22 protein-coding genes and 1 tRNA gene are annotated in these 25106 nt (G+C 67.8%); 12 read left to right on the plus strand and 11 right to left on the minus strand.

Translation table 11 applies throughout. The features are described from left to right. The 6 genes from ACVWWW_RS09615 (at position 1) to ppk2 (ending at position 4563) form a co-directional block, all read left to right on the plus strand. A complete protein-coding gene (locus tag ACVWWW_RS09615) occupies positions 1–453 on the plus strand; it encodes a DUF2214 family protein (protein WP_036141419.1) in 453 nt (150 codons plus the stop codon). Between the two features lie 24 nt (positions 454–477). After that, positions 478–564, plus strand: a tRNA-Leu gene (locus tag ACVWWW_RS09620). 153 nt (positions 565–717) lie between these two features. After that, complete coding sequence (locus tag ACVWWW_RS09625) at positions 718–1431, plus strand: hypothetical protein (protein WP_027082224.1); 714 nt, start codon at positions 718–720, stop codon at positions 1429–1431. Positions 1432–1739: 308 nt separating this feature from the next. Beyond that, positions 1740–2018, plus strand: coding sequence for a hypothetical protein (locus tag ACVWWW_RS09630; protein WP_027082223.1), 279 nt, complete (start codon positions 1740–1742; stop codon positions 2016–2018). Continuing rightward, positions 2015–3700, plus strand: coding sequence for a SulP family inorganic anion transporter (locus ACVWWW_RS09635; RefSeq protein ID WP_051234826.1), 1686 nt, complete (start codon positions 2015–2017; stop codon positions 3698–3700). The genes ACVWWW_RS09630 and ACVWWW_RS09635 overlap by 4 nt, the downstream gene beginning before the upstream one ends. Continuing rightward, the gene (gene ppk2, locus ACVWWW_RS09640; RefSeq protein ID WP_027082221.1) at positions 3697–4563 is read left to right on the plus strand and encodes a polyphosphate kinase 2; all 867 of its coding nucleotides are present in this window, start codon (positions 3697–3699) and stop codon (positions 4561–4563) included. The genes ACVWWW_RS09635 and ppk2 overlap by 4 nt, the downstream gene beginning before the upstream one ends. A gap of 41 nt (positions 4564–4604) precedes the next feature. Here ppk2 and ACVWWW_RS09645 read toward each other — a convergent pair whose 3' ends face one another. The 6 genes from ACVWWW_RS09645 to smc form a co-directional block, all read right to left on the minus strand. Beyond that, entirely contained in the window at positions 4605–4820 is a 216-nt protein-coding gene (locus ACVWWW_RS09645) for a hypothetical protein (RefSeq protein ID WP_155914163.1), read from the minus strand. A gap of 71 nt (positions 4821–4891) precedes the next feature. After that, positions 4892–5143, minus strand: coding sequence for a hypothetical protein (locus ACVWWW_RS09650; RefSeq protein ID WP_027082220.1), 252 nt, complete (start codon positions 5141–5143; stop codon positions 4892–4894). Between the two features lie 90 nt (positions 5144–5233). Further along, positions 5234–5725: a hypothetical protein gene (locus ACVWWW_RS09655; protein ID WP_036141503.1), complete on the minus strand. Its 492-nt coding sequence runs from the start codon at positions 5723–5725 to the stop codon at positions 5234–5236. 49 nt (positions 5726–5774) lie between these two features. After that, complete coding sequence (locus ACVWWW_RS09660; protein ID WP_081671974.1) at positions 5775–5972, minus strand: PspC domain-containing protein; 198 nt, start codon at positions 5970–5972, stop codon at positions 5775–5777. Positions 5973–6031: 59 nt separating this feature from the next. Continuing rightward, a complete protein-coding gene (gene zipA / locus ACVWWW_RS09665) occupies positions 6032–6760 on the minus strand; it encodes a cell division protein ZipA (RefSeq protein WP_027082218.1) in 729 nt (242 codons plus the stop codon). Between the two features lie 19 nt (positions 6761–6779). Then, positions 6780–10283, minus strand: a complete 3504-nt coding sequence (smc, locus tag ACVWWW_RS09670) for a chromosome segregation protein SMC (RefSeq protein WP_027082217.1) — start codon at positions 10281–10283, stop codon at positions 6780–6782. A 148-nt stretch (positions 10284–10431) separates the two neighbouring features. Between smc and ACVWWW_RS09675 the strand changes: the two genes are divergently transcribed. Next, complete coding sequence (locus ACVWWW_RS09675; protein WP_051234824.1) at positions 10432–11187, plus strand: 6-phosphogluconolactonase; 756 nt, start codon at positions 10432–10434, stop codon at positions 11185–11187. 34 nt (positions 11188–11221) lie between these two features. On the opposite strand, the gene ACVWWW_RS09680 is transcribed toward ACVWWW_RS09675, so the two are convergent. Both ACVWWW_RS09680 and ACVWWW_RS09685 read right to left on the minus strand, forming a co-directional pair. After that, positions 11222–11506, minus strand: a complete 285-nt coding sequence (locus tag ACVWWW_RS09680; RefSeq protein WP_027082216.1) for a BolA family protein — start codon at positions 11504–11506, stop codon at positions 11222–11224. Further along, the gene (locus ACVWWW_RS09685) at positions 11503–11802 is read right to left on the minus strand and encodes a YciI family protein (protein ID WP_027082215.1); all 300 of its coding nucleotides are present in this window, start codon (positions 11800–11802) and stop codon (positions 11503–11505) included. Before ACVWWW_RS09685 ends, ACVWWW_RS09680 begins: the two co-directional genes overlap by 4 nt. Positions 11803–12089: 287 nt before the next feature. Between ACVWWW_RS09685 and ACVWWW_RS09690 the strand changes: the two genes are divergently transcribed. The 3 genes from ACVWWW_RS09690 to ACVWWW_RS09700 all read left to right on the plus strand — a co-directional run bounded on the left by ACVWWW_RS09690 (position 12090) and on the right by ACVWWW_RS09700 (position 15875). After that, positions 12090–13007 carry a segregation and condensation protein A gene (locus tag ACVWWW_RS09690; RefSeq protein WP_027082214.1) on the plus strand — a complete coding sequence of 306 codons (918 nt, stop codon included), beginning with the start codon at positions 12090–12092 and terminating at the stop codon, positions 13005–13007. A 101-nt stretch (positions 13008–13108) separates the two neighbouring features. Beyond that, complete coding sequence (gene scpB, locus ACVWWW_RS09695; protein ID WP_027082213.1) at positions 13109–14110, plus strand: SMC-Scp complex subunit ScpB; 1002 nt, start codon at positions 13109–13111, stop codon at positions 14108–14110. Further along, positions 14103–15875, plus strand: a complete 1773-nt coding sequence (locus tag ACVWWW_RS09700) for a pseudouridine synthase (RefSeq protein ID WP_027082212.1) — start codon at positions 14103–14105, stop codon at positions 15873–15875. Before scpB ends, ACVWWW_RS09700 begins: the two co-directional genes overlap by 8 nt. Before the next feature lie 92 nt (positions 15876–15967). Here the strand turns inward: ACVWWW_RS09700 and ACVWWW_RS09705 are convergent, their stop codons facing one another. Then, positions 15968–17752, minus strand: a complete 1785-nt coding sequence (locus ACVWWW_RS09705) for a 3-hydroxybutyrate oligomer hydrolase family protein (protein ID WP_081671964.1) — start codon at positions 17750–17752, stop codon at positions 15968–15970. A gap of 96 nt (positions 17753–17848) precedes the next feature. Here ACVWWW_RS09705 and ACVWWW_RS09710 point away from each other — a divergent pair, with 96 nt between their 5' ends. Together ACVWWW_RS09710 and ACVWWW_RS09715 are read left to right on the plus strand one after the other, a co-directional pair. After that, on the plus strand, positions 17849–18628 hold the full coding sequence (locus tag ACVWWW_RS09710; RefSeq protein WP_027082211.1) for a 3-hydroxybutyrate dehydrogenase: 780 nt from the start codon (positions 17849–17851) through the stop codon (positions 18626–18628). Then, on the plus strand, positions 18628–19293 hold the full coding sequence (locus ACVWWW_RS09715; RefSeq protein WP_027082210.1) for a response regulator transcription factor: 666 nt from the start codon (positions 18628–18630) through the stop codon (positions 19291–19293). Before ACVWWW_RS09710 ends, ACVWWW_RS09715 begins: the two co-directional genes overlap by 1 nt. Here ACVWWW_RS09715 and ACVWWW_RS09720 read toward each other — a convergent pair whose 3' ends face one another. Next, on the minus strand, positions 19294–22614 hold the full coding sequence (locus ACVWWW_RS09720; RefSeq protein ID WP_027082209.1) for a hybrid sensor histidine kinase/response regulator: 3321 nt from the start codon (positions 22612–22614) through the stop codon (positions 19294–19296). Positions 22615–22780: 166 nt separating this feature from the next. Beyond that, the gene (locus tag ACVWWW_RS09725) at positions 22781–25024 is read right to left on the minus strand and encodes a TonB-dependent receptor (RefSeq protein WP_027082208.1); all 2244 of its coding nucleotides are present in this window, start codon (positions 25022–25024) and stop codon (positions 22781–22783) included. Between the last annotated feature and the right edge of the window lie 82 nt (positions 25025–25106).

Genomic DNA, 25106 nt, shown 5'->3' on the forward strand with positions numbered 1-25106 from the left:
GTGTGGCGCGACTTCCTGCTGGCGTCGGCGCACCACGTCCTCGTCGTCGGCCTGATCACGATGCTCGCGGCGCAGATGACGCTGCTGCGCAATGCACCCGACGCCATCACGGTGCAGCGCCTCTCCCGACTCGATCGCGGCTACGGCACCACCGCCGGCCTGCTGCTGCTCGTCGGCCTCGCGCGCGTCTTCCACGGGATCAAGGGCGCGGATTTCTACGCGCATAACCCGTGGTTCCACGCCAAGCTGGCGGCATTCCTGCTCGCGGCGCTGATCTCGATCATGCCGACCGTACAGTTCGCGCGCTGGCGCAAGGCGTCGGCGACCGACGCCGCATGGCGGCCCGACGAGGCCGCATGGTCGCGCGCACGCCTGCTCGTACGGGTGCAGCTGGGGCTGATCTTCGTGATTGTGATCGCGGCCGCCGGCATGGCGCGCTTTGGAGCGCTCTGATCCGTCGGTATACTTCGCGTCCGCGCCGGAATGGCGGAATCGGTAGACGCAGCGGACTCAAAATCCGCCGCCCTTAAAAGCGTGTGGGTTCGAGTCCCACTTCCGGCACCAGTACAAACGAGGGTTAGGCTTTGCGGCCTAGCCCTTTTTTGTTTTGCGCACGCGGTCGTCGCGCCGATCGCCGGCGGTACCCCTGGTGCCCGCGGCAAATTCGTTTGCAAGCGAGCCGGCTCGCCCCGCACGCACAGCTCAAGGATTTGAACGATGGCGACTTTCCTCCGTTTCGCGCTATTGCTTCTGACGTTTGCGCCATCGGCCGCGTTCGCCGCCGAACCACCGACCGGCACCTACCACGCGTTGGGCGGTCACGGCGACATGGAGATTTCGAAGACACCTCATGGGACTCGCTTCGTGATCAGTTCCATGGGTGCGAACGGGCACTCCTGTGATCTCGACGGCGCGGTGCGCAACGGCGTCGGCGTGGTGCCCGAAGACGGTGACAGCGGCGAGTGCCGCGTTGCATTCAAGCCGGTGGCGGGCGGCTACCAAGTCGAGGCTCTGACGCCGGACGAATGCCGTCAGTGGTGCGGCGCGCGTGGTCGCTTCGATTACACGTATGGCCGCCGACCAGCGACCTGCGCCGAGAAGGCCTATCAGGCCGAGCATGACCGCTTCTACGGGCTCTACAAGGCGAAGCGCTTTGGCGACGCACTAGCGGTCGCGACCAAGCTTCGCGCCGCGTGCGGCGCATTCCAATGGTTTCCCGAAAAGGACTCGCTGACCAACGACATCGCAGTCACGCTGTATCACCTGCAGCAGCCCGGCAAATGTCTTGCAGAGCTTCGGACGACCATGGCGTGGGCGTACAGGACGGTAGAGGACGCCCGCGACAGCTTGCCGCCTTTCGAAGCCGATAGTTACGAAACGGTGGCGAAATCGACCATCACCAATCGCAAGCTGTGCGAAGCGGCGCGCTAACGGCGCACTGAGTTTTCCCATCGCTCGCGACGCCACGCGGATCGAGCTTGGATCGGCGTGCTATCCAAGCTCGGCTCAACTGTCCAGTCGGGTAGCAGACGTGGAACCGCTACGCGTCCCACTTCGCCGTTCTGCATTTACTGGCCGCGTGATTGCACGGCCGCGTCCGCCTCGCTGTACGAACAGGCGGCAGGCCTGCCCCTCGGGACAATGTCGGTGATCGCGGCCGGCTGCGACGCTAGGCCGGTGCCGCGATCGATGCGGCGTCATGCCCGCTGCGCGTGCGCGGCGGCGTCGAGGGCCGACGAATGTCCGACCAGAACAGCGACCTGGGCACTGTCCAGGCGCTCCTCGACCGTCTGGTGAAGCAGCGGCTGCCGCGCCTGACGGACCTCAAGAAGCGCGTTGACGCAGGCGAGAAGCTCGGCGACACCGACATCGCGTTCCTGCACAGCGCGCTGGTCGACGCGCAGGAAACCGCGCCCTATGTGGCGCGCCATCCCGAGTTGCACCAGCTCGGTGTCCGCATCGGCGCGTTGTACGCGGAGATCATCCGCGTGGCGACCGAGAACGAGAACCGTGCGTGAGCATCGCATCCGCCGCGCTGTCGAGGCCGACACTGCGCGCGGACGTCGTCGCGGGCCTCACCACCGCGGCGGTCGTGATTCCGAAGGCACTCGCCTACGCGACCATCGCCGGCCTGCCGATCGAAGTCGGCTTGTACACCGCGTTCGTGCCGATGATCGTCTACGCGTGGCTGGGCACGTCGCGACCGTTGTCGGTCAGCACGACAACCACCATCGCCATCCTCACCGGCGCAGAACTCGCAGACGTGGTGCCCGATGCGAACCTCGCCGGCCTGCTCGCGGCGACGTCGATGCTCACGGTGCTGGTCGGCGCGTTCCTGTTGCTCGCTTCCGTCGCGCGGCTCGGCTTCGTCGCCGACTTCATTTCGACGCCGGTGCTCGTCGGCTTCAAGGCCGGCATCGGCGTGGTGATCGTGGTCGACCAATTGCCGAAGATCCTCGGCATCCATTTCGACAAGGGCTCGTTCGTGCACAACGCAGCCGAAGTCGTGCGCGGGTTCGGACATCTGTCGTGGGCGACGGTAGCGGTCGGTGCCGGCGTGATCGTCGCGCTCGCGGCGATCGAACGGTTCCGACCGCGATGGCCCGCGCCGCTGATCGCCATTGCTGCCGCAATCGCCGGCGTCGGTCTGCTCGGATGGCAGGCCTATGGCATCGAAGTCGTGGGCGCGGTTCCGCAGCGACTGCCTGCCGTGACGATGCCCGCGCTGTCGCTGGCGCTGCAACTCTGGCCGGCCGCTGCCGGCATCGCGCTGATGAGCTTTACTGAAACCATTGCCGTCGGCCGTGCGTTCCAGACGAACGACGAGCCGGTACCGACCGCCAACCGTGAGCTGCTTGCGACCGGCGCCGGAAACCTGGCCGGTGCGTTCTTCGGCGCGATGCCGTCGGGTGGGGGCATGTCGCAGACCGCGGTCAATCGTCGCTCCGGCGCGCGCACGCAACTCGCATGCGTGGTCACCGCGGCGACGGCGGTGGTCACGATGCTGGTGCTTGCACCGATGATCGGTCTGCTTCCGCAGGCCGCACTCGCTGCGGTCGTCATCGTCTACTCGATCGGACTCGTGAGCCCGGCGGATTTCCTCGACATCCTGCGCATCCGCCGCACCGAAGCGGTGTGGGTGATCGTCGCGTTCGCCGGCGTGATGCTGCTCGGCACTCTCAAGGGCATCGTCGTCGCGATCATCGTCTCGCTGATCGCGCTCGCGCAGCAGAGCGCCGATCCGCCCGTGCGCGTGCTGGTGCGAAAGCGTGGCACCACGTCCTTCCGGCCACGCAGCGACGAACACCCGGACGATGAACCGGTGCCGGGCCTGCTCATCCTTCGTCCTGAGGGTCGGCTGTTCTTCCTCAATGCCGAACGCGTTGCCGCACGCATTCGCCCGCTGATCGCGCAGGCTCGGCCGCGTTACGTCGTGCTCGATCTGTCGGCGGTGTTCGACCTCGAGTACTCCGCACTGAAGGCACTGATCGACGCCGAGCACCGCTCGCGCAGTGCAGGTGTCCTGCTCGCACTTGCGGGCCTCAACCCCGAGGTGCTGGAAGCCGTACGGCGCTCGCCGCTGGACGAGCACGTCGGACACGAGCACATGTTCTTCAACGTGGAAACCGCAGTGGAGCGCCTGCAGGAGGAGCTGACGACGGCGCCCCTGCCCGCGCAACCCGAGGAGCAACCGACATGAAAGACGACACGCACGCGAAAACCGACCACGACGATGCATCGAACGGCAACGGCAAGCGCAAGAACGGTGGAGGCAGCGAAGGCACGCGCCCGCGAATGAAGCGCAGCGAATACGAGGACGCGCTGGTGCCGCTGCAGGAAGAGCTGGTCAAGTTGCAGCAGTGGGTGGTCGCGAAGCAGAAGAAGGTCTGCATCGTGCTCGAAGGCCGCGACACCGCCGGCAAGGGCGGCACGATCAAGGCGATCACCGATCGCGTCAGCCCGCGCGTGTTCCGCGTCGTTGCATTGCCGACGCCGACGGATCGCGAACGCACGCAGATGTACATGCAGCGCTACGTCGCGCATCTGCCGTCGGGCGGTGAAGTCGCGATCTTCGATCGCAGCTGGTACAACCGCGCCGGCGTCGAACGTGTCATGGGTTTCGCCACCGATGCGCAGGTGCGCAAGTTCCTCGAGACCGCGCCGCTGCTCGAAAAAACGATGGTGGCGTCCGGCGTGCACCTGCTGAAGTACTGGCTCGAGGTGTCGGAAGAGGAACAGATCGAGCGACTCAAATCGCGCGCGACCGACGGCCGCAAGCTGTGGAAGCTGTCGCCGATGGATCTGAAATCGTACGGGCGCTGGTTCGACTACTCGCGCGCACGCGACGCCATGTTCGAAGCCACCGACACCGAGCACGCGCCGTGGTATGTCGCTAATACCGACGACAAGCGACGCGGTCGCCTCAACATCATTCGCCACCTGCTTGCGAACGTGCCTTACGACGAGGTCGAGCGCGAGAAGGTGCAGTTCCCGAAACGCCAGAAGCGTGGCGACTACGTCGAGTCACGCCATCCGCTGCATTTCATCGAGCAGCGTTACTGACGAGGTTCGCTGGAACATCAGGCTGGCATTGCGGCGTCGACCTACAACGCGTGCGGGCGAAAGCCGTGTTCGCGCACGAGACGTTCGGGCACGGACGCATGGTCGAAGTCGGCGATGCGATCGATGAAGTCGTCGTGCCCCGATGCTTCGCGGTCATGGTGATGCGCTTGCTCGTACTCGTCCGCCATTACCCGTCGCTGGACGAGGATCGGTCGGGATGGATCGGTATTCGGGGTCGCGTCGTCCGGAGTCCGCATGGGCCGCCTCGCCTGCCGCGTCGCGCAGCAGGCCGACCCTAGGCGCCAGGTGGTGAACGCGGGGTGCGCGCCTAGACCACGGCGTGCCCGGTCGCGAGGCGGATCAGTTGCTCACCCGTGTCCCGCCGGACCACCGCGTACGACTGGCGGTCGATGTCGGCCAGCACGCGATGCCAGACCGGGTCGTCGACCGGGCAATCGATATCGAAGCGCGCGACGAGCGCGAGCGGCCCGTGGCGTCCCTGCGCATCCCGTGAAGCCACAAGGCAATCCGGGACGAGCACGTACGCGCCGTCCGGTCGACGATAGGCCTTGAACTCCACGCCGCCTCCATGTCGCCTCGTGCGACGCAGCAGCCCCTGCGACTGAAATTACGCGTCGACCCTCGTCACCGCGCGACCGCTCGTCGGCTTTTATTCACGCCCCGGCCACGGCGCGGGCCACGGCCACCAGCCCCGTCCGGTCGCCGCGAAGCGATCCGCCGCGCGTTCGAAACGGTTGCGCACGCCGACGCCGCCGCAGGCGAGATACACGGGCAGGAACAGCGGACCGAGGACGAGGTACTGGTAGACGTGCGCGCGCTCGTGCAGAGCAAGCGAGACCGCAGGCTCGGCACCCCAACCTGCCGCATGCGCATACGTCGCGCATGCGACGTCGAGGTCGTCCCCCGTGTGCAGGATTACGTTGCCGATCGTGATGGCGCCACCCGGCCCCCACGGCCAGCGATGGAAGACGCATGCGAGGTCATGGCATCGCAACATCGGCTTCGCGCCGAACGCCATGCCGAGCGCACCCAGCAGCAGGCCGATCAATGTGTTGGGCAGCGCCCAGAGAATGCCGAGCGCGACCGCGGCTTTCGGCAAAGGGACGGGCTCGACCGCAGCGGGATGCGACGTTGCGCGCATCGGGCCGCGCACGCCCTCCGCGGTTTTCGCGGGTCGCCCCATCGGCGCGTCAGATGCCCTCTTCGGGCATCACCAGCCAGGCGATCAGGTAGACGAGGATGCCGGGGAACGCCACCGACATGACCGACACCACCACGTAAATCACGCGCAGCAGCGTCGCGTTCCAGCCGTAGCGACGGGCAACGCCGCCGATGACGCCGGCGATCATGCGGTCGTGCCGCGAGCGGTAGAGTCCTGTGGTCGCCATCATTCGCCTCGTTCGATGCGCCGAAGTCTACGAATCGCCCGTGAGCGATCCGTCGCCGATCACCAGCGCGACGGGCGCGTCAGCGGCGGTGCTTCGCGCTGGCGGTCGTAGGCACGCAGCTCGTCGCGGATGTGGGCGATGCGCTGGCGCGCGATCGCGTTGCGCTGCTCGTCCAGCACCACGCCGTCCAGAAGCTCGGCCATGCGCTGCGCGGTCGGCAGCATCGTGTCCCAGGCATCGAGCGCGGCGACCGGCGCCGGCAGCGTCAGGAAGAACGCGATCGCCGGCGTCTGCAGTTCCTGGATGTTTGCCATGTCGAAGCTGCCGGGCTTCATGATGTTGGCCACGCTGAAGACCGGGCCGCGCTCGGGATGGCCTTCGACGAGGCGGTGGAACACGCCCATGTGGCCGTAGACAAGGCCGGCGCGCTCGGCGGCGACCACGATGTCCGAGCCGCTCAGCGACTGCCCGGCACGCGCGGCGAGGTAGAGCGTCACGATCTTGTCGAACTCGTCGGTGGTGCGCTTGCCGAGGTCGTCCTTCGGGCCGGATGCCGCGGCAGGTTCGAGCGCCAGCGATTCCTGCGTCGGCTCGACCTCGCGATCGCCCTCCGCAAGCTCGGCGGCCAGTTGCTCGCCCAGCGTGGGCTCGACGCGACGCCCGTCGCCATCGCGCGCGACCCGACGCCCCTGCCCCGGCTTCTTCGGTCGACCGAAGAACACGATGGCGGCAACGAGCACGACGCCCGCAACGAGGATCCAGATCCGCAGCATCGCCATGTCGGACATGCAGTGCTCCGTGGGTTGGTCAGGCCGCGCCCGCGAGGCGTGCGGCTTCGGCGAGGTCGACGGACACGAGGCGGCTCACGCCCGGCTCGCGCATGGTGACGCCCATGAGCTGCTTCGCCGCTTCCATCGTGACCTTGTTGTGGGTGACGAACAGGAACTGTACCTGCTCGCTCATCTCGTTGACCATCGCCGTGAAACGGCCGACGTTCGCCTCGTCGAGCGGTGCGTCGACCTCGTCCAGCAGGCAGAACGGCGCGGGATTGAGCCGGAAGATCGCGAACACCAGTGCGACTGCGGTCATCGCCTTCTCGCCGCCGGACAGCAGCGAGATGTTCGACACGCGCTTGCCCGGCGGGCGCGCCATGATCGACACGCCGGTATCGAGCAGGTCTTCGCCGGTGAGTTCCAGGTAAGCGTGGCCGCCGCCGAACAGCCGCGGATACAGCTCCTGGATACCGGAATTGACACGGTCAAACGTGTCCTTGAAGCGCCCGCGCGTCTCGCGGTCGATCTTGCGGATCGCTTCCTCGAGCGTTTCGAGCGCGGTCGTGAGGTCGGTGTTCTGCGCGTCGAGGTAGTCCTTGCGCTGCGCGGCCTCGGCGTGTTCCGCGATCGCCGCGAGGTTCACCGGTTCGAGTCGACGCAGCTTGCCGTCCAGTTCGGCGACGGTGCGTTCCCACGCCTGCGGCTCCATCTCGTCGGTGAGCGTGGCGGTGACTTCGTCGATCGAGAACCCGGCTTCCACGATGCCTTCGGAGAGCTGTTCCGCCTTGAGCGCGAGCGCCTGCAGTTCGAGTCGACGCTGACCGATCGCTTCGCGCTGCTGCAACGACTGCTCGTCGCGCTGCTGGCGGATGAGTTCGTGACCGCGTAGTTCGTGGTCGATGCCGTCGAGCGCGGTGCGCGCGGCGGTGAGCTTTTGCTCAGCGAGCACGCGCTGCTCGAGTGCGACCTGCCGCTGCGTTTCGAGATCGCGCACCGGCGCATCGCCATCCGCGAGCTGCTCGGCGAGTTCGCCGAGCCGTGAATCGAGCTGGCCGCGCTGGCCGGTCATGCGATCCAGGGCCTGCGTCAGCCCCGACAGCTGCGCACGCTGCGATTCGACCGTCAGTGCCAGCGCATGCGCGGCATCGCGCGCTTCGCGTGCGGCATTGCGCGCGGAATCACGGGTTTCGGTCAGGCGACGACGCTCGTTCTCCAGCTCGATCCGCGAGTCTTCCAGCTCGGACATGCGGACGACCGCGTCCTCCTGGTTGCTTCGCGCGAGTCGACCCTGTTCGCGTGCCGCGTCGAGCGTCTCGGCGAGCTGCGCGAGTTCCGCGTCGATGCGCTCGATGCGCGTGCGCGCGGCGTCGACGCGCCCCTGCTGGCTCTGCAACTGTCCGCTGAGTTCGCTGACCGAACGATGCGCCATGTACAGCGAGCGCTGCGCGTCTTCGCGATGCTGTTCGGCGACGAGCAACTGGTCGCGTAGTTCGACGAGCAGCGCTTCCAGCTCCCGCTCGCGCGCCACCAGCGATTCGATTTCCTCGCGCAGCGACTGGATCTCGCGTTCGCGCAGCAGCGCACCCTGCGTCGCCGTGTTCGCGCGCACCACCTGCACCCAACCAGCGCCGAGACGCTCACCGCCACGCGTAATGACGATGTCGCCAGCCGGCAGCGTCTGCAGCAGGCGCAGACCCGTTTCCACGTCGTCCGCGCCATGCACATGCGACAGCATCGTGCGGATCGCGGACGGGCCTTCGATCTTCGCGGCAAGCGAGGTCGACGGCACGTCGTTGCCGCCGCAATCCCTGCCAACCAGCGCGAGGCGGCCTTCGCTCAGCTGACCGACATCGGCCGCGAGGCTTTCCGGACGTTCGACCAGAACGCCTTCGATGAGCTGACCCAGCGCGATCTCGACCGCGGTCTCCCAACCGCTATCGACGCGCAGCGCTTCGCCGACGCGGGTCGCGTCCTGCAGACCGTGCGCACGCAACCAGTCCATCGCGCGGCCCTGCTCCTGACCGAGCGCCGCGGCTTGCAGCGCTTCGAGGCCGGACAACCGACCGCGCGCCGCCTGCGCCTGCTTGCGCACGTCGGCGAGCTGCGTCTGCGTTTCGCGCTGGCGTTCCTGCAGCGCGGAGCCCGCCTGCTTGCGGGTGTCGAGCTCGCCGGTCAGCGTGTCGACCGCGAGCTTCTGCGTTTCCAGTTGCTCGATGATCGACGACGCGGATTCGGCCAGCGCGTCGATGTCGAGGCTCGCACGTTCGTTCGACAAGGCCTCGCGACGACGGTCGGCGTCGAGCGCCATGCGGTCGAGGCCTTCGATGCGCGTGCGCTCAACGTCCGCTGCACGTGACGCTTCGGACTGCGCGCGCGCGTGGCCGTCCCAACGCTGCTGCCAGTCGGCGAGCTTGGTTTCGGCATCGCGCAACGCATCGGTGCGACCGACTTCTTCTTCGCGCAATGTTTCGAGGCGCGGCTCGTCGTTCTCGAGTGCATTGCGCAACGCATCGAGACGTGCCTGGTCGCTGCCGATGTGGTTCGCAATTTCCGACAGCTGCGCGAGCGCTTCGTCGCGCGCGCGTTGCAGGCGCGAGGACATCTCGCGCTGGTGCTGGATCTGCTGTTCGACGCGTGCGAGCGCACCGCTGACTTCGTAACTTTCCGCCTGCGCGCGAGACAGATGCTCGGCGGCATCTTCGCGCTTCAGGCGGCCCTCCTCGAGCAGGCGCTCGGCTTCGCGCTGTTCGGCGATGAGCTGCTGGAGCCGGGTTTCCTGCTGCGAAAGCTTCTCGCGCTGGGCCTGCAGCTTGCGGTCGAGCGCACGGAACTCCAGTGCCTTCCATTCGGCATCGCGCACGCGGCGCTCGGCCTGGATGGCCTGGTATTGCTCGGCCTGTTTCGCCTGTCGCGCGAGGTGCTGCAGCTGCTTCCCGACTTCTTCGCGAAGGTCGTTGAGGCGGTCGAGGTTTTCGCGCGTGTGGCGGATGCGCGTCTCTGTTTCCTTGCGGCGCTCCTTGTACTTGGAGATGCCGGCGGCTTCTTCGAGATAAACGCGCAGGTCTTCGGGCCGCGCCTCGATGATCTGGCTGATCATCCCCTGCTCGATGATCGAGTAGCTGCGCGCGCCCAGGCCGGTGCCGAGGAAGAGATCGGTGATGTCGCGACGGCGGCACTTCGTACCGTTGAGGTAGTACTGGCTCTGGCCGTCACGCGAGACGACGCGCTTGACCGAGATCTCGTTGAACGCCGCGTACTCGCCGGTGACCGTGTGGTCGCTATTGTCGAAGACCAGCTCGACCATCGCCTGCGACACCGGCTTACGGGCCGACGAGCCGGCGAAAATGACGTCGGTGAGCGAGTCGCCGCGCAGGCGGCTGGCCGAACTCTCACCCATGACCCATCGAACAGCGTCGATGATGTTCGACTTGCCGCAGCCGTTCGGGCCGACGACGCCGGTCATGTTGCCGGAAAGATGGAGAGTGGTCGGGTCGACGAACGACTTGAAGCCCGACAGCTTGATCGTGGAAAGACGCATTCGGCGAAGCGGCCTCTGGCGTTGTCGGGCGCGCTCGAAACGGCGGCACCCACGCGGCCCGCGAGTATAGCGGCGGGAAAGCGGGCGGTCGGCGGCCCCTGCCGAGCTGCCGCATGCGCGGGGTGCACGAAAGCTGCATGATCCCGACATGGTCTTCGGAGCACCGGCCGGTCCGCCCCTTACCGAACGCCTGCCCGACCCGGCCGGCGGTGGGCCGCTGCACGTCCATCGCGACGCCCACGTCTGGACCTGGGCCGCCGCGGTGGCGATCGCCGGCGAGCTGCGACGGGACCTCGAATCGCATGCGCGCTGCCGGCTGCTGGTGTCGCCGAGCGATCGCGTCGCCCCTGTTTTCCACGCTCTGGCGCGCGCACCGCTGGCATGGGAACGCATCGACGTCGGCCTGGTCGACGAACGCTGGCTGCAGCCCGACGATCCCGACAGCCATGCCGCGTCTCTGCGCCGGAATCTGCTGATCGACCACGCCGCCGCGGCGCGACTCGAGCCGCTGACGTTGGCCGGGCGTCGTGTCGAAGACGCCGTGGCGATCGCGAACGCACACGCGCGACAGCTGCCGAACGTGCTGGTGCTGACGATGGGCGACGATGGACATGTCGCCGCGCTGTTCCCCGACTCGCCCGACTACGAGCGGGCGCTGGCTTCCAGGCAGGACTACATCAGCCTCGATGCGTCTTTCAGCCCGGGCGCAGGCCCGTGGACGCGGCGGATCACTGCGACGCCGCTCGGCCTGTCACGCGGCATGTCACGCATTCTTCTATTGAGGGGCGAGGCGCAGCGCCGGCATCTCGAAGAAGCGATGGAGTCGAATGACCCGGCGACGTCGTCGCTGGCGGCGGTGCGGATGGCGGGCGGCGAGCCGCTGCAGGTTCACTGGTGCCCATGATCGCTTCGAAGCCCTGGGCCGCCACGGCGTCGAGCTAGGGACGCGCCGCCTCGGCCGGAGTTCGCGCCTCGATCGAAAGCGCGTGGATGTCGGTGGTCATCAACTCGCCAAGCGCCGCATAGACGGCGCGATGCCTCGCCAGCGACGCCATGCCCGCGAAGCCGTCACTCACCAGCGTCACCCGGAAATGCCCGCGACCATCGCGCGCACCGGCATGGCCGGCGTGCTTGTGGCTTTCGTCGATCACCTCGAGCGCGTCCGGCGCGAACGCGGCCTGCAGCGCGGCGCGGATCGCCTCGACGCGATCCGCAGGGTTCACGGCAGCACCTTGCGGAACGGACGGACATCGACCGACGCATATACGCCGGCGTCGACGTACGGATCTGCCTTCGCCCAGGCCTGCGCAGCTTCGAGCGATTCGAACTCGGCGACGACGACGCTACCGGTGAACCCCGCCGGGCCCGGGTCTTCGGCGTCGATCGCCGGGCATGGACCGGCGAGAAGCAGGCGTCCCGCATCCCGAAGCTCGTGCAGGCGGGCGAGATGGCGCGGGCGCGCTTCGAGCCGGCGCTGCAGCACGTCCTGTCCGTCGCGTGCGTCGATCACGTACCACATGGCCCAGCTCTCCCGGCAAAGACGGCGATTCTACGGGTCGGGACCGGGCTCGCTGGACAGCACCGGATTGCCCCCGTAGGCTTAGCCCGTCCGTCGACCTGCCCTGCAGGCGACAGCCGCGGTGGAGCCCCCGCTCCCACGTCCGGCATTCCGATCGCGCTTTCCGTCGCCCCGCCCCGTGGCGCGCGACGCACCGCATCGTTTTCCGCAGTCCGCGTCACCGAAGGGCAGGCCCACGCCGCCCGACCCGCAGTGTGCTGTGCCAGGCCCGGAGGGGCCGGTCCCGAATGACCGACGATCTCGCGCCGCAGGCGTCCGAGGACAATCCGCCAGAACCGGCATCGCCGGCCCGACCGCAGCAGCAGGAAATGCCGCTCGCGGTGGTCCATGGCCAGCCGGTGCTGCAGATCCCGCAGGACCTCTACATCCCGCCGGACGCGCTCGAAGTCATCCTGGAAGCATTCGAAGGCCCGCTGGACCTTCTGCTCTACCTGATCCGCCGCCAGAACCTCGACATCCTCGATATCCCGGTTGCGGACATCACCAAGCAGTACGTCGAATACATCGGCGCGGTGCACGAAATGCGGTTCGAGCTTGCGGCCGACTACCTGGTCATGGCCGCGATGCTCGCCGAGATCAAGTCGCGCATGCTGTTGCCGCGCGTGGCCACCGAGGAAGGCGAGGAAGAAGATCCCCGCGCCGAGCTGGTGCGACGCCTGCAGGAATACGAGCGTTTCAAGAAGGCCGCGGAGGACATCGACTCCCTGCCCCGACAGGAGCGCGACACGACGGTGGTGCAGGCGCATGTGCCGGAACGCGCTTCGGTGCGACTGCCGCCGCCGGTCGATCTGAAGGAAATGCTGCTGGCGCTGCACGACGTGTTCAAGCGCGCCGAGCTGTTCACGCAGCATGCGATCAAGCGCGACGCCCTGAGCGTGCGCCAGCGCATGGGCGAGTTGCTCGAGCGCCTGGCCGACGGCGGCTTCCATCGCTTCGAGTCATTGTTCGACCCGGTCGAAGGCAAGCTCGGCGTCGTCGTCACGTTCCTCGGCATGCTCACGCTCGCCAAGGAACAGCTCGTCGAAATCGTGCAGGAAGAGGCGCTTGCGCCGATCTACGTGAAATCGCTGGCGATCATGAAGGACCCGGCGGAGATCGAACTCTCCAGCGAGTTCGATACCGACGCTGCGAACGACGGCGCATGACCGCCGACGTCGAAACACCTGTTGCACATCACGGCGACGCCGATGCGGCGCGCCACGGGGAAACCGGAGGCCGTGGCCTTCGCGAGTCACATGGACCCTCAATGGATCAGACGCTGATCAACCGGATCATCGAGGCGGCGCTGCTGGCATCGAACCAGCCGCTGTCGCTGGCGCAACTGCGCGACCTCTTTCCCGAGGACCAGCCGGCGCCGAACGACATGATCGAAACGGCGATCGAACACCTGCAGGCCGAGTCCGCGACGCGCGGCGTCGAACTGGTGGAGGTTGCCTCGGGCTTCCGCTACCAGGTGCAGGCCGACGTGCACCAGTGGATTTCGCGCCTGTGGACCGAGCGCCAGACCCGCTACACGCGCGCCACGCTGGAGACGCTTGCGCTGATCGCCTACCGCCAGCCGATCACGCGCGGCGAGATCGAACAGGTTCGCGGCGTCACGGTGAGCAGCAACATCATCAAGGCGCTGGAAGAGCGCGAATGGATCCGCGTGGTCGGCCATCGCGACGTTCCCGGCCGCCCTGCCCTGTTCGGCACGACCAAGCAGTTCCTCGACTACTTCGGCCTGAAGCGCCTCGACGAGCTGCCGCCGCTGTCGGAGCTGAAGGACATCGGCGAGCTCGAGCCGCAGTTGCAGTTCGACGATGCGGCGGGTGTCGCGCCGTCGATCGCGGTCGGTGGCGTCGGTGATGACGCGCAGGCCGACAACGATTCGAACCAGCCGGCGGATGCGGCGAACGACGACGGCGAAGTTGCTGACGAGAGCAGCGTCGACGACGCGGCCGGTGATGCCGTCGATGCGACGGATGTCGACGCGGACGATGCCGACGACGAAAGCGACGACGACAACGATGCGGACCTCGACTTCCGCAGCGAACGCCCCATCCAGTTCGACGACAGCGATGTCGACGAAGACGAAGACAACGAAACCTCAGACGACGCCGATGGCGACGTCGATCCCGAAGCCGCGCCGGGCGAGCGCGCGGTACACGAGAACGATCACGAGCAAGACAACGCCGTCGAGACGACGACCGTTCCCGACATAACGACCGCATCGAACGATGCGGCGGAGTCAAACGAAAATGAGTGAAGAAAAGAATCGCAAGCTCACGCTGCGACGCGAACAGCCCACGGCGCCCGCGCCGCGAATGGAAGAGCGCCTGCACAAGGTGCTCGCGCAGGCGGGCCTCGGCTCGCGTCGCGCGCTGGAGCAGCGCATCGCCGACGGCCTGGTCAAGGTCAACGGTGAAGTCGCGACGGTGGGCATGTCCATCGGCGGCGGCGACAAGGTCGACATCGACGGCCGCCAGTTCGTCGCGAGTGCGCTGACGGAGCCGCCGCGCGTGCTGATGTACAACAAGCCGGAAGGCGAAGTGACCACGCGCGAAGATCCCGAGGGTCGCCCGACGATCTTCGAAGCGCTGCCGCCGCTGAAGGGCGCGCGCTGGATCGCGATCGGCCGCCTCGACATCAACACCACCGGTCTGCTGCTGCTCACGACCGACGGCGAACTCGCGAATGCGCTGATGCATCCGTCGAAGGAAGTCGAGCGCGAATACGTCTGCCGCGTGCGTGCACCGGAAGGCCAGGAAACCGTCGCCGACGACGTCATCGAGCGCCTCGCCAAGGGCGTGCAGCTGGACGATGGCCCGGCGAAGTTCGACGAGATCGAGAAGATCGGCGGCAGCGAGTCGCACGACTGGTACCGAGTCGTGGTCAAGGAAGGCCGCAACCGCGAAGTGCGTCGCCTGTGGGAATCGCAGGGTTGCCAGGTCAGCCGCCTCAAGCGCGTGCGCTACGGCGGCGTCGAGCTGCCGCGCGAACTGCTGCGTAGCCAGTCGCAGGAACTGCCGACCGCACGCGTTGAACAACTGCGCATGGATCTCGGCCTGGAAGACGGCGCACCGTCGGCGCTCACGCTGCAGCCCGTCATCGGCCAGCGCCGTGCCGGCAAGTCGACCATCCATTTCTCCGGCGAGCGCACGCAGACCGGTTACGTCGGTGGGCACAACACGTCGGCCGATGAAGGTCGCGAGCTGCGTCGCTTCGACCACGTCCGCGAAGATCGCGGTCGTGGCCGTGGCGGCCCGCGCAAGCACGGTGGCCTGACGGTCAGCGGCGAGGCGGCGGCCAAGCAGGCCAACAAGGCATTCAAGCCGCGCTCCGACAAGGGTTCGCGCGCCCTGCCCGAAGGCAATCCCGCCGCGTTCCGCACGTGGTACGTGCCGGATGGCGTCGAGACCGGTCCGAGTGGGCATCGCAATCCGGACGGTGCCCGCCCGCGCAAGCCGTACGGCGCCAAGCCGGGCGGTCCGCGTCCCGGTGGCGCGCCGGGTGGCGGCTTCCGTAACGATCGCGCTGGCGACCCGTCGGGTGGTCGTCCGGGTGCCGGTCGCCCCGGTGGCGGTGGACGTCCGGGCGGTGGCGGCTTCGGCGGCGATCGCGCCGGTGGTGGTGGCGGTCCGTACGGCGGTGGCGGTGGCCAGCCGGGCGGTCGTCCCGGTGGTGGCCGAGCGGGCGGTCCGCGCGACGATCGTGCCGGTGGCGGCGCGGCCGGTCCTTACGGTGCAGGCGCCGGACGCAAGCCGGGTGGCCCGAAGCCGGGTGGCCAGCGCTCGCATCCCTATGGTCATCCCGGCAATGCACCGAGCTTCCCGTCCGATCATGCGAACCCGGGTGCCGGCGGTTACGACCGTCCGCGCGGCCCGCGTCCGCAGCGTTCGGGCCCGCCGCGTTCCGGTCCGCCGGGTGGCGCTCCGGGCGGCCCGCGTGGTCCGCGACCGGGTGGTGGCGGTCGTCCCGGTGGCGGTGGGCGCCCGGGCGGCGGCGGCGGAAACCGCGGTCCGCGAACCTGATTGACGAAAACGGCCGCCCCCAGGGCGGCCGTTTTATTTGGTGCTTGGGTGGTTCGACGTCGGCGCGATGCGTCGTCGGACCGCCGATGCGATTACGGCGTCGGCACTGCGAGGTGTCGCGCGGTGAGTTCCGCATCCGCACCGCGCGGCGTCGTCTGGATCAACGCATCGCCGGGCATCGGCGCGCCGTCGTACAGGTGCGCCCAGGTGCGATCGAGTGCCGCATAGACGTACGGCAGCAGCGGCACGTAGCGCGCACCCACCGGCGGCAATTGCAGGAACGCATCGAAGTGCTGCGCGTTGCGCACCTGCCAGAAGCGCACGTCGCGACCCGCTGCCTGCGCCGCCTTGACGTAAGGCGCGCTGGTGAACGCGACGGGGATGAGACCATCGTCGGTACCGTGGACGACGATGATCGGAATTCCCGCACGCGGCAGCGACGCACGTGTCTCGCGAATGCCGGCGCGCACGCGGTCGGCCGCGTCGCCGGTACCGGTCCATAGGCCGCGCAGGCAACGGAGCGCATCGATCGGCGCCTGCTTCGGCGGCAAAAGCATCACGCCCACGCCCGGCGGAATGCCGGTGGCGTCGGCCCACCACGTGGCGCGTTCGACATCGGTTGCGGGACGCGGTGCGCCTGACGCATCGATCGCGGAGAAGGTGAAGCCGCAGGGATGCGCATCGGGCGCGAATCGTCCGTATGAGGATGCATACGTGGCAGCGACCGCCTTCCACAGATCGAACGCGACGCTGAGGCCTCCGGTGCGCATCGCGTCATCGGTCCAGCCACGCGCGTGCAGTTGATCGTAGGCATCGCGCGCGCGATCGGCATCGGTCGCGCCTTTCACCAGACCCGCGTCCGCGATTTCGCCGCACTTCGGCCCGGCCGTCGGCGGCAGCGGCACCTGCAGATGCGACAACGCACACGGCATCAGCAACGCCGCTTCCGTCGCGATGTCGTACAGGGGCGGCGCGTCGCCCGCGTTGATGTTGGGTTCGCCCGCGACGACCGCGTCGAGCCAGTCGCCATCCAGTTCCGCGGCGCGCAGCACGGCGCCACCGCCGTTCGAGATCGAGACCGCGATGACCTTCGTGTTGTCGAAGCGGAACGGCGCCTGCTGCGGAAACGCGTCGTCGAGCGCGCGCAACGCGAACTCGGCGGCCTGCTTCACGTGCAGGCCCCAGTCCTTCTCGGGGTTGTCACCCGAATGCGCGTGCTTGAAGGCGATGCCGTGACCCGTGCGCTGTGTCGGCTCGAAGGCGAGCGGCGCGATGCCAGCCGCCTGCACGGTGCCGTCGAGTGCGATGCCCTGCCCCGCGTCCAGATCGAAATAGTCGGTGCCGGCGCCCTTGTCGGTGTAGGCGATCGCGCAACCCTTGGGCAGGCCCCATGCGCCGGCGACGCTGATCGCGCCGTACACGCCGCGCGAACCCGATGCCGGCGCGACGACGATGCAGCGACGCTTCGAATCGAAGGAATCCGGCACCTGGACGGTGACGCGATGCAGCTGCGATGCGCCGGGCACGCGCGCGAACGTGGCGTACTCACGACCGGGCGCGTTCGCGGTCGAGCCGTACAACGTTCCGTAACCGCCCGCGGGCGTGAGATCAGCAATGCCGTGCCAGTTCGACCAGATCGCGCGGCGGCGAAGTTCGGCTGGCGTCGGATGCGCGGCGTCGGCGAACGCGGGTGCGGCACCGCGCAGTCCGGTCAGGCCGAGGCCGGCGGTCAGCAGGTCGTCGCCATCGCGGTGCACGGTGACGCGGGGTTCGGCGAAGGCGTCCATCCGGGTGTCCTGTCGAAGGCTGGCGCAGCCGGCGGTCAGCGCCATGGCGCCCGCGCACAGCAGCGTCGCGAAAGATCGGGTCGTGTTCATGACGCCAACCCTAGCAAGCGGCCGACGCCGCGGCATCGTACGTTCGTACCACGCAGCAGGCACCGTGCATTGGTAGGCTGGGCGCAGGAGGACTCCATGACCCAATTCGCTTCCACGCAGCGTTGCGTGCTGGTCACCGGCGCCGGCAGCGGCATCGGCGCCGGCATCGCGACCGAGCTCGCGCGCGACGGCCACCATGTGATCGTGACGGATCTGTCCGTCGACGCGGCCAATGCGGTCGCCAAAGCCATTCGCGACGAAGGCCACGGCGCGGAAGCGCATGCGCTCGACGTGACCTCGGACGCCAGCGTCGCGGCCGTGACGGCTGCGGTCTCGCGGCCGATCGACGTGCTGGTCAACAACGCCGGTCTGCAGCACGTGTCGAAGCTCGAAGACTTCCCGATGGAGAAGTGGGAACTGCTGGTGCAGGTGATGCTGATCGGCGTCGCGCGCCTGACGCGTTCGGTGCTACCCGGCATGCGCGAGCGCGGTTTCGGTCGCATCGTCAACATCGGTTCGATCCATTCGCTGGTCGCGAGCCCGTTCAAGAGCGCGTACGTCGCGGCGAAGCACGGCCTGCTCGGCTTCTCGAAAGTCATCGCGCTGGAAACCAGCGATACCGACATCACCATCAACACCATCTGCCCGACCTACGTGAAGACTCCGCTGGTCGACAAGCAGATCGCCGACCAGGCGAAGACGCGCGGCATTCCGGAATCGCAGGTGGTCAGCGACGTCATGCTCAAGCCGATGCCCAAGGGCGTGTTCATCACGTTCGAGGAACTGGCGGCCATCACCGCGTTCCTGATGTCGTCGGCCGCGCGCAACGTCACCGGCCACACGATCGATGTCGACGGGGGCTGGACGGTCCAGTAATGCCCGCGCTTCTCGTCGCCGACGACCACCCGCTGTTCCGCGCCGCACTCCGTGGTGCGGCGCGCGATGCCGTGGACGGTTTGATCGTGCATGAAGCGGATTCGCTCGACGGCGTATTGTCCGTTCTCGAGCGCGAGCCCGACATTGACCTCGTGCTGCTCGACCTGCACATGCCGGGGAATCACGGGCTTGCGGGACTTGCGGCGGTTCGTGCGCAGTATCCGCATGTCGCGGTTGTCGTCGTTTCGGCCAATGACGATCCGCGCGTGGTGCGACGCGCGCTCGATCACGGCGCCGCGGGTTACCTGCCGAAGAGTTCGGGGCTCGACGAGCTGCGTGATGCGATCCGCGCAGTGCTGGCTTGCGAACAGTGGCTGCCCGCGGTACTTCGTGCGTCTGTCGCGCGTACCCAGAGTTCGTCGACTGACGCCGACCTGGCCGCGCGTCTCGCGAGCCTCTCGCCGCAACAGTTCCGCGTGCTAACGCTCGTCGCGCAGGGCCTGCTCAACAAGCAGATCGCTGATCGACTCGACGTGCAGGAACGAACGGTCAAAGCGCATCTTTCCGCGATCTTCGAACGGCTCGGCGTGCGCAATCGAACGCAGGCGAGCGTCGTATTGCGCGAGCTCGAACTCAGCGACCCTTCGCGGCTCGTCGCGCCCTGATCAGTCCGACGCGGCGACCGGGCGTTCGCCCGCGACCACCAGGCGGTCCAGCATCGACTTCAACGCCAGCGGCTTGAGCGGCTTGGCGAGCAGGTGATAGCCGCAATCTTCCACGCGGCCGCGCACGTCCGGACTCGCATCCGCGCTGACGACCAGGGTGGGACGCGCGCCGAAACGCCCTTCCAGCAGGCGCGCGACGTCGGGACCCGTGTCGCCGTCGTCGAGGTGGTAGTCCAGCAACCACAACGCGGGATCGATCGCCTCGCAGGCCGCGATGGCTTCGCGACGGTCGCGTGCTGCAGCGACTTCGCAGCCCCAGCGTTCGAGCAATGAACGCGTGGCAGACAGTGCTGCGGCATCGTTGTCGAGCAGGAGCACGCGCAGGCCTGATAGACGCTGCGGAATCGCCGGCACCGGCGCACGTTGCGGCGTCGGCGTGGCGTCGAGCGTGATCGCGAACATCGTGCCGCGCCCGGGCGTGCTGCGCAGGTCGAGCGGCACCTCGAGCAATGCGGCGATGCGGTCCGCGATGAACAGGCCGAGGCCAAGCCCCTGCCCCGGCGCGTCGTCACCGCGGCGGAACTCCTCGAAGATTTCGCGTTGCCGCGCTGGAGCGATGCCGGGGCCGGTGTCGTGCACTTCGATGCGAACCCTGTTGCCGATGCGGCGTGCACCGAGCAGCACCGTTCCGTCGGACGTGTAGCGCACGGCATTGGCGAGGAAGTTCTGCAGCACGCGACGCAGCAATTGCGGATCGGTGCGTACCCAGATCGCGCTGCGCACGTAACGGAAGCGAAGGCCGCGCGCGGCGGCGATGGCCTGAAACTCGGATGCGAGCGGATCGAGTACATCGGCGAGAGCAAACGCACGCGGCTGCGGCACCAGCCCGCCCGCTTCGAGCCGCGACATGTCGAGTAGGCCGGACAGCAGTTCGACGGTCGACTCCAGCGCGCCGCGAACCTGCGCGACGGTCGCGCGCTGCTTCGGATCGTCGAGACCGTCGCCGAGTGCGTCCACGAACAGCTGCGCCGCGTGCAGCGGCTGCATCAGGTCGTGGCCGATCGCGGCGAGGAAACGACTCTTCGCGTGGTTCGCTCGCTCGGCTTCGCGCGTCGCCACCTGCAACGCCGCCGTTCGCTCGGCGACGCGCTGTTCCAGCGTTTCGTTCGCGAGCAGAAGGCCTGCTTCGGCGCGTCGGAACGCAGTGACGTCGGTGAAGGTCGCGACGAATCCGCCGCCCGGCATCGGGTTACCGCGGATCTCGATGATGCTGCCGTCGTGGAGCACGCGCTCGGAGAGATGCAACGTGCCCGCGCGCATGAATGCGAGGCGTCGATCGAGCGCGCGTTCGATGTCGCCGTCGAACGCGAGCCCGCGCATCGCCCAGCGCGCAAGATCCGCGATCGGTCGACCGACGCGAAGCAGTTCGTCGGGGAACCCGAACAGCTGCGCATAGCGGCGATTCCACGCGACGAGCCGCAACTCCGCGTCGACCACGCTGATGCCCTGGCTCATGTTCTGCAGCGCCGCTTCGAGCACACGCTGGTTGAAGCGCAGGTCCGCCGAGGCTTCGCCGACGATGGTTGCGACGGTTTCGAGATCGCGCGATTCGCGACGCACGGCGTCGAGCAGCACGCGTGCCGACGCGGCACCGAGCACACCGGCCAGTTCTCGCTCGACACGCTCTTCGACCGGCGCCGGCACAGGACCTGCACCCACACCCTGCAGCAACTGCGCAACGCGCTCACGGGGCAGGAAGCGAAGGCCGGCGGCACGCAATGTCGCCGCATCCAGGCCGCGATACGCACGTCGTGGCGTGCCGCTCCACGATGCAGCGCCGATCAGCGTCGCGCAGGTGCCGATGAACAGGCTGGCGCCGACCGCTCGCCCGAGCCGCGTCCACCCGGTCAGCCCGAAGAGGCCGTCGGGCGACAACCACGCGATGCCCGACGGCCCATGGACAACGGTGTCGGCATCGAGGAACGACGGTGCGACCAGCACCCATGCCCACGTCGCGAATCCCACGAGGATGCCGACCAGCGCCGCGCGAGGCGGCGTCTGCGGCCGCCACACGGCGAATGCGAGCGCGGGTGCCAGCGTCGCGAGCGCAGAGAACGACACCGCACCGACATCCGCCAGCGCTTCGCTGCCCGCGATGACGCGGCTGTAGGCCCACGCCAGCAGCATCACCACGACGATGCCGGTGCGCCGCAACGCGAGCACGCTGCCGCTGAGGTCGCCATCGCCACTGCGATTCCACGCGCCGCGCAGCAGTCCGGGGGCGAACCAGTGGTTGCCGATCATCAGGCTCAGGCTGAGCGTACTGACGACGACCATGCCCGTCGCAGCGCTGAGGCCGCCGAGAAACGCGGTGAGCGCGAGTCCTTCGTGCCCCTGCGACAGCGGCAAAGCAAGCACGTAGAGGTCGGACGGCACACTATTGCCGAGTAGCGCCGCACCCGCACGCGCGAGCGGCAGCACCGGCAGCGCGATCAGCAGCAGGTACAGCGGAAACATCCAGCGCGCGGTGCGGATGTGGCGGTCTTCCTGGCACTCGACCACGGCGACGTGAAACTGGTGCGGCAGGATGAACATTGCCAGCGCACCGAGTACCACCAACGGCGCGAAACCGCCGGATGCCGCGGGCTCCGTCGGCGGCGCCGGCAGGTGCGCACCATCGAGACCGAACAGCACATACGCGCCGACGGCAAGCATCGCGCCGAGCTTGAACACCGACTCGAGCGCCATCGCGAACACGAGCCCGCGGTTGTGTTCCGTCGCCTTCGCATGGCGCGCGCCGAACAGGATGGCGAATACGGCGAGCACGATGGCGACGTACAGCGCGCTGTCGCGCCACGGCGGCCCGCCGCTCGACACGCGCCCTGCCGACAGCGTGGAAAAACTCATCGCGACCGCTTTCAACTGCAGCGCGATATACGGAACGAGCCCGAGCGCCACGACCAGTGTCACCGTCGCGGCGAGCCACGCGTCCTTGCCCAGGCGCGTCGCGATCAGATCCGCCAGCGACGCCGCATTCGTATCGCGCGCAAGCCGCGACAGCCGCAACATCACGCCGATGCCGAGCCCGTACAGAAGGATCGCGCCGACGAACGTAGGCGGCACCGGCCAGCCGTAGCGCGCGGCCTGCGTGACCGTGCCGTAGAACGTCCACGACGTGCAGTGCACCGCGAGCGACAGCGCGTAGACGTAGCGCCAGTGTCGCGACGCGAGCGCGGGCCGGCGCTCGGCCTGCAGCGCCGCGGCGAACATCAGGCCGAGCCAAGCGAGGCTCGCGGCGGTGACGATGCCGGCGTTCAGCATCGCGATGACGTGGACATGTGTGGTGCGGACTCGCGTGCGTCGCGGGCGGTCGTCCCCTGCCCTGCGAGCTTAGTCGCGCCGCGGCGCGGCTGCACGCACGTCGCGCATAAAACAACGGCGGGCCACTGGGGCCCGCCGTCACGGTTCCGACCGCCTTCGGCGTCGGTCAGAAGTCGTACCTTGCGGTCAGCGAATACTCGCGCGGCGGGCCGTAGAAGCCGGTGAGGACGCCATACGCCGCGATGTTGTAGCCCGTGGTGCGGTACTTGGTGTCGGTCAGGTTCGAGCCCTGCAGCGACAGCGACCAGGCATCGTTCGCCTTCCAGATCACGCCGGCGTTGACCAGGCCGTACGCCCCCTGGCGGATGGCCGGGCTCAGGTCGGTCGTCGGCCACACGGCGGTCTGGTAGGCGTAGCCGAGGCGTGCCGACAGGTTGCCGCCGTTGTCGAGCGGCGTGCGCCATTCGAGGTTCAGCGCGCCCGAGAAATCCGGTGCGTTTGTGAAGCGCTGCGAGTCGGCGACGTTGACGCCGGCGGTGATGAACTCGTCGTACTTTGCATCCAGCCACGCGAGGTTGCCGCTGACCGCCCAGTGCTGCGTCGGCAACCACTGGTATTCGACTTCGAGGCCCTGCACCGTGCCCTTGCCGGCATTGGTGAAGTCGCCGAAGAAGCTCTGGCTTCCGTTCGGAAGCGTGTACGAGGTGAAGACCGAGAGCTGGATGTCCTTGTAGCTGTTGTGGAAGTACGCGAGGTTGAGGAACAGCGACTCGTCCAGCAGCGACATCTTGCTGCCGAGCTCGAAGCTGTCGACCGACTCGTCGCCGAACGGCTCACCCGAGCGCGGCACCGCCGTGGTGTTGGCGCGGATGTTGTAGCCACCCGACTTGAAGCCGCGCGATGCAAGGCCGTAGACCATGATGCCCGGCGTGATCTGGTAATCCAGCGAGACCTTCGGCGAGACGTTCTTGAAGTTGACCGTCTTGTCGAAGTTCGCCGCGGTGCCCCACGACGTCGTGTAATTGCCGTTCGTGTAGAAGCGGTTGAGCGCGACGGCGTGCTTGTCTTCGTCGGTATAGCGAGCGCCGACGTCGAGCTTCAGCGCGCTGGTCAGGTCGAACGTCCAGTCCGCGTACACCGCGAACGACTTCGTGTTGACGTAGCCCTGCGTGTCGCCGAACAGCGGGTTGGTCAGCGACGTGGCGAGCAGCGGGTTGTAGAAGTGGTTGAGCACCTGGCCGCCGGCATCGCCGTTGAACCAGTACAGGCCCATGACGCCGCGGCTGCGCTTGCCCGCGTCGTAGTTGAGCTGCAGTTCGTTGCTGACCTGGTTGTCGAAGTACAGCGCGTGCACGTCGACCAGCGGCAGCGGCGTGGTGTCGAAGTCGATGTTGGTGTCGGTGTCGGACTCACGCTTCGCGGTGACGTACTTGAGCGCGAAGTTGTCGTTGAGCTTCCAGTTGACGGTGATCGAGCCGCCCTTCATCACCGTGTCGTTGACGTTGCCCATGCCGCTGCGGATGTCGTAGCGGCTGCTCATCGGCTGATAGGCCGGTGCGAGCGGATTCGGTGCGAGCATCTGCGCGCCACGCACGCCGGACTGGTCGTCCATCCAGTCGAAGGCGAAGCGCACGTCGAAATCGTCGCTGGCGAACGCGCCGAGTTCGATGCGTGCCGCGTTGATCTCCTTGTCGCTGACGTCCTGGCCCGTGTAAAGGTTCGTGCCGTAGCCGTCGCGATTCATGCTGGCCACCGACACGCGACCGCGCAGGCCGCTGTCTTCGCCGAACAGCGGGCCGCCGATGCCGGCTTTCACGTCGAGCTGGTTGTAGTTGCCGACCGTGATCGAGCCGAAGCCGTCGAGCTGCTTGGGCAGGCCCTTGGAGATGTACTTGATCGCGCCGCCGATGGTGTTCTTGCCGTACAGCGTGCCCTGCGGGCCGCGCAGCACTTCGATGCGGTCGACGTCGAACACGTCGAGCAGCGCACCCTGCGGACGCGCGAGGTAGACGTCGTCGAGATAGATGCCGACGCCCGGATCGACGCCCCACAGCGGATCGGCCTGGCCGACGCCGCGGATGTAGGCGGTGACCGTGCTGGTCGAGCCGCGTGCCGCGTAGATGGTGAGGTTCGGCACCTGCGCGTCGAGATCGGCGAGGTCGCGCACGTCGAGCTTGTCGAGCGCATCCGCGGTGAATGCGGTGACTGCCACCGGCACTTCCTGCAGCGTTTCTTCGCGCTTGCGTGCCGTGACCTTGATGCGGTCGAGCTGGCGCTCGCCATCGCTGTTCGTGGTGTCGGACGCGGCGTTCGCGTTGGCGGTCGTGTCCTGTGCGTACGCGGCAGGCGCCAGCAGCGCACATGCGATGGCGAGGCACAGATGGGTACGGCTGACGTTCTTGCGGCGCATCAAAGGACTCTCCCCAGTGACCGGATGGCGTGATCGAAGGGCGGACGCGCCCTGATGCGGTGCACGGTAGTCGGCGTCCACC

Source organism: Lysobacter sp. HA18 (genome assembly GCF_054057595.1).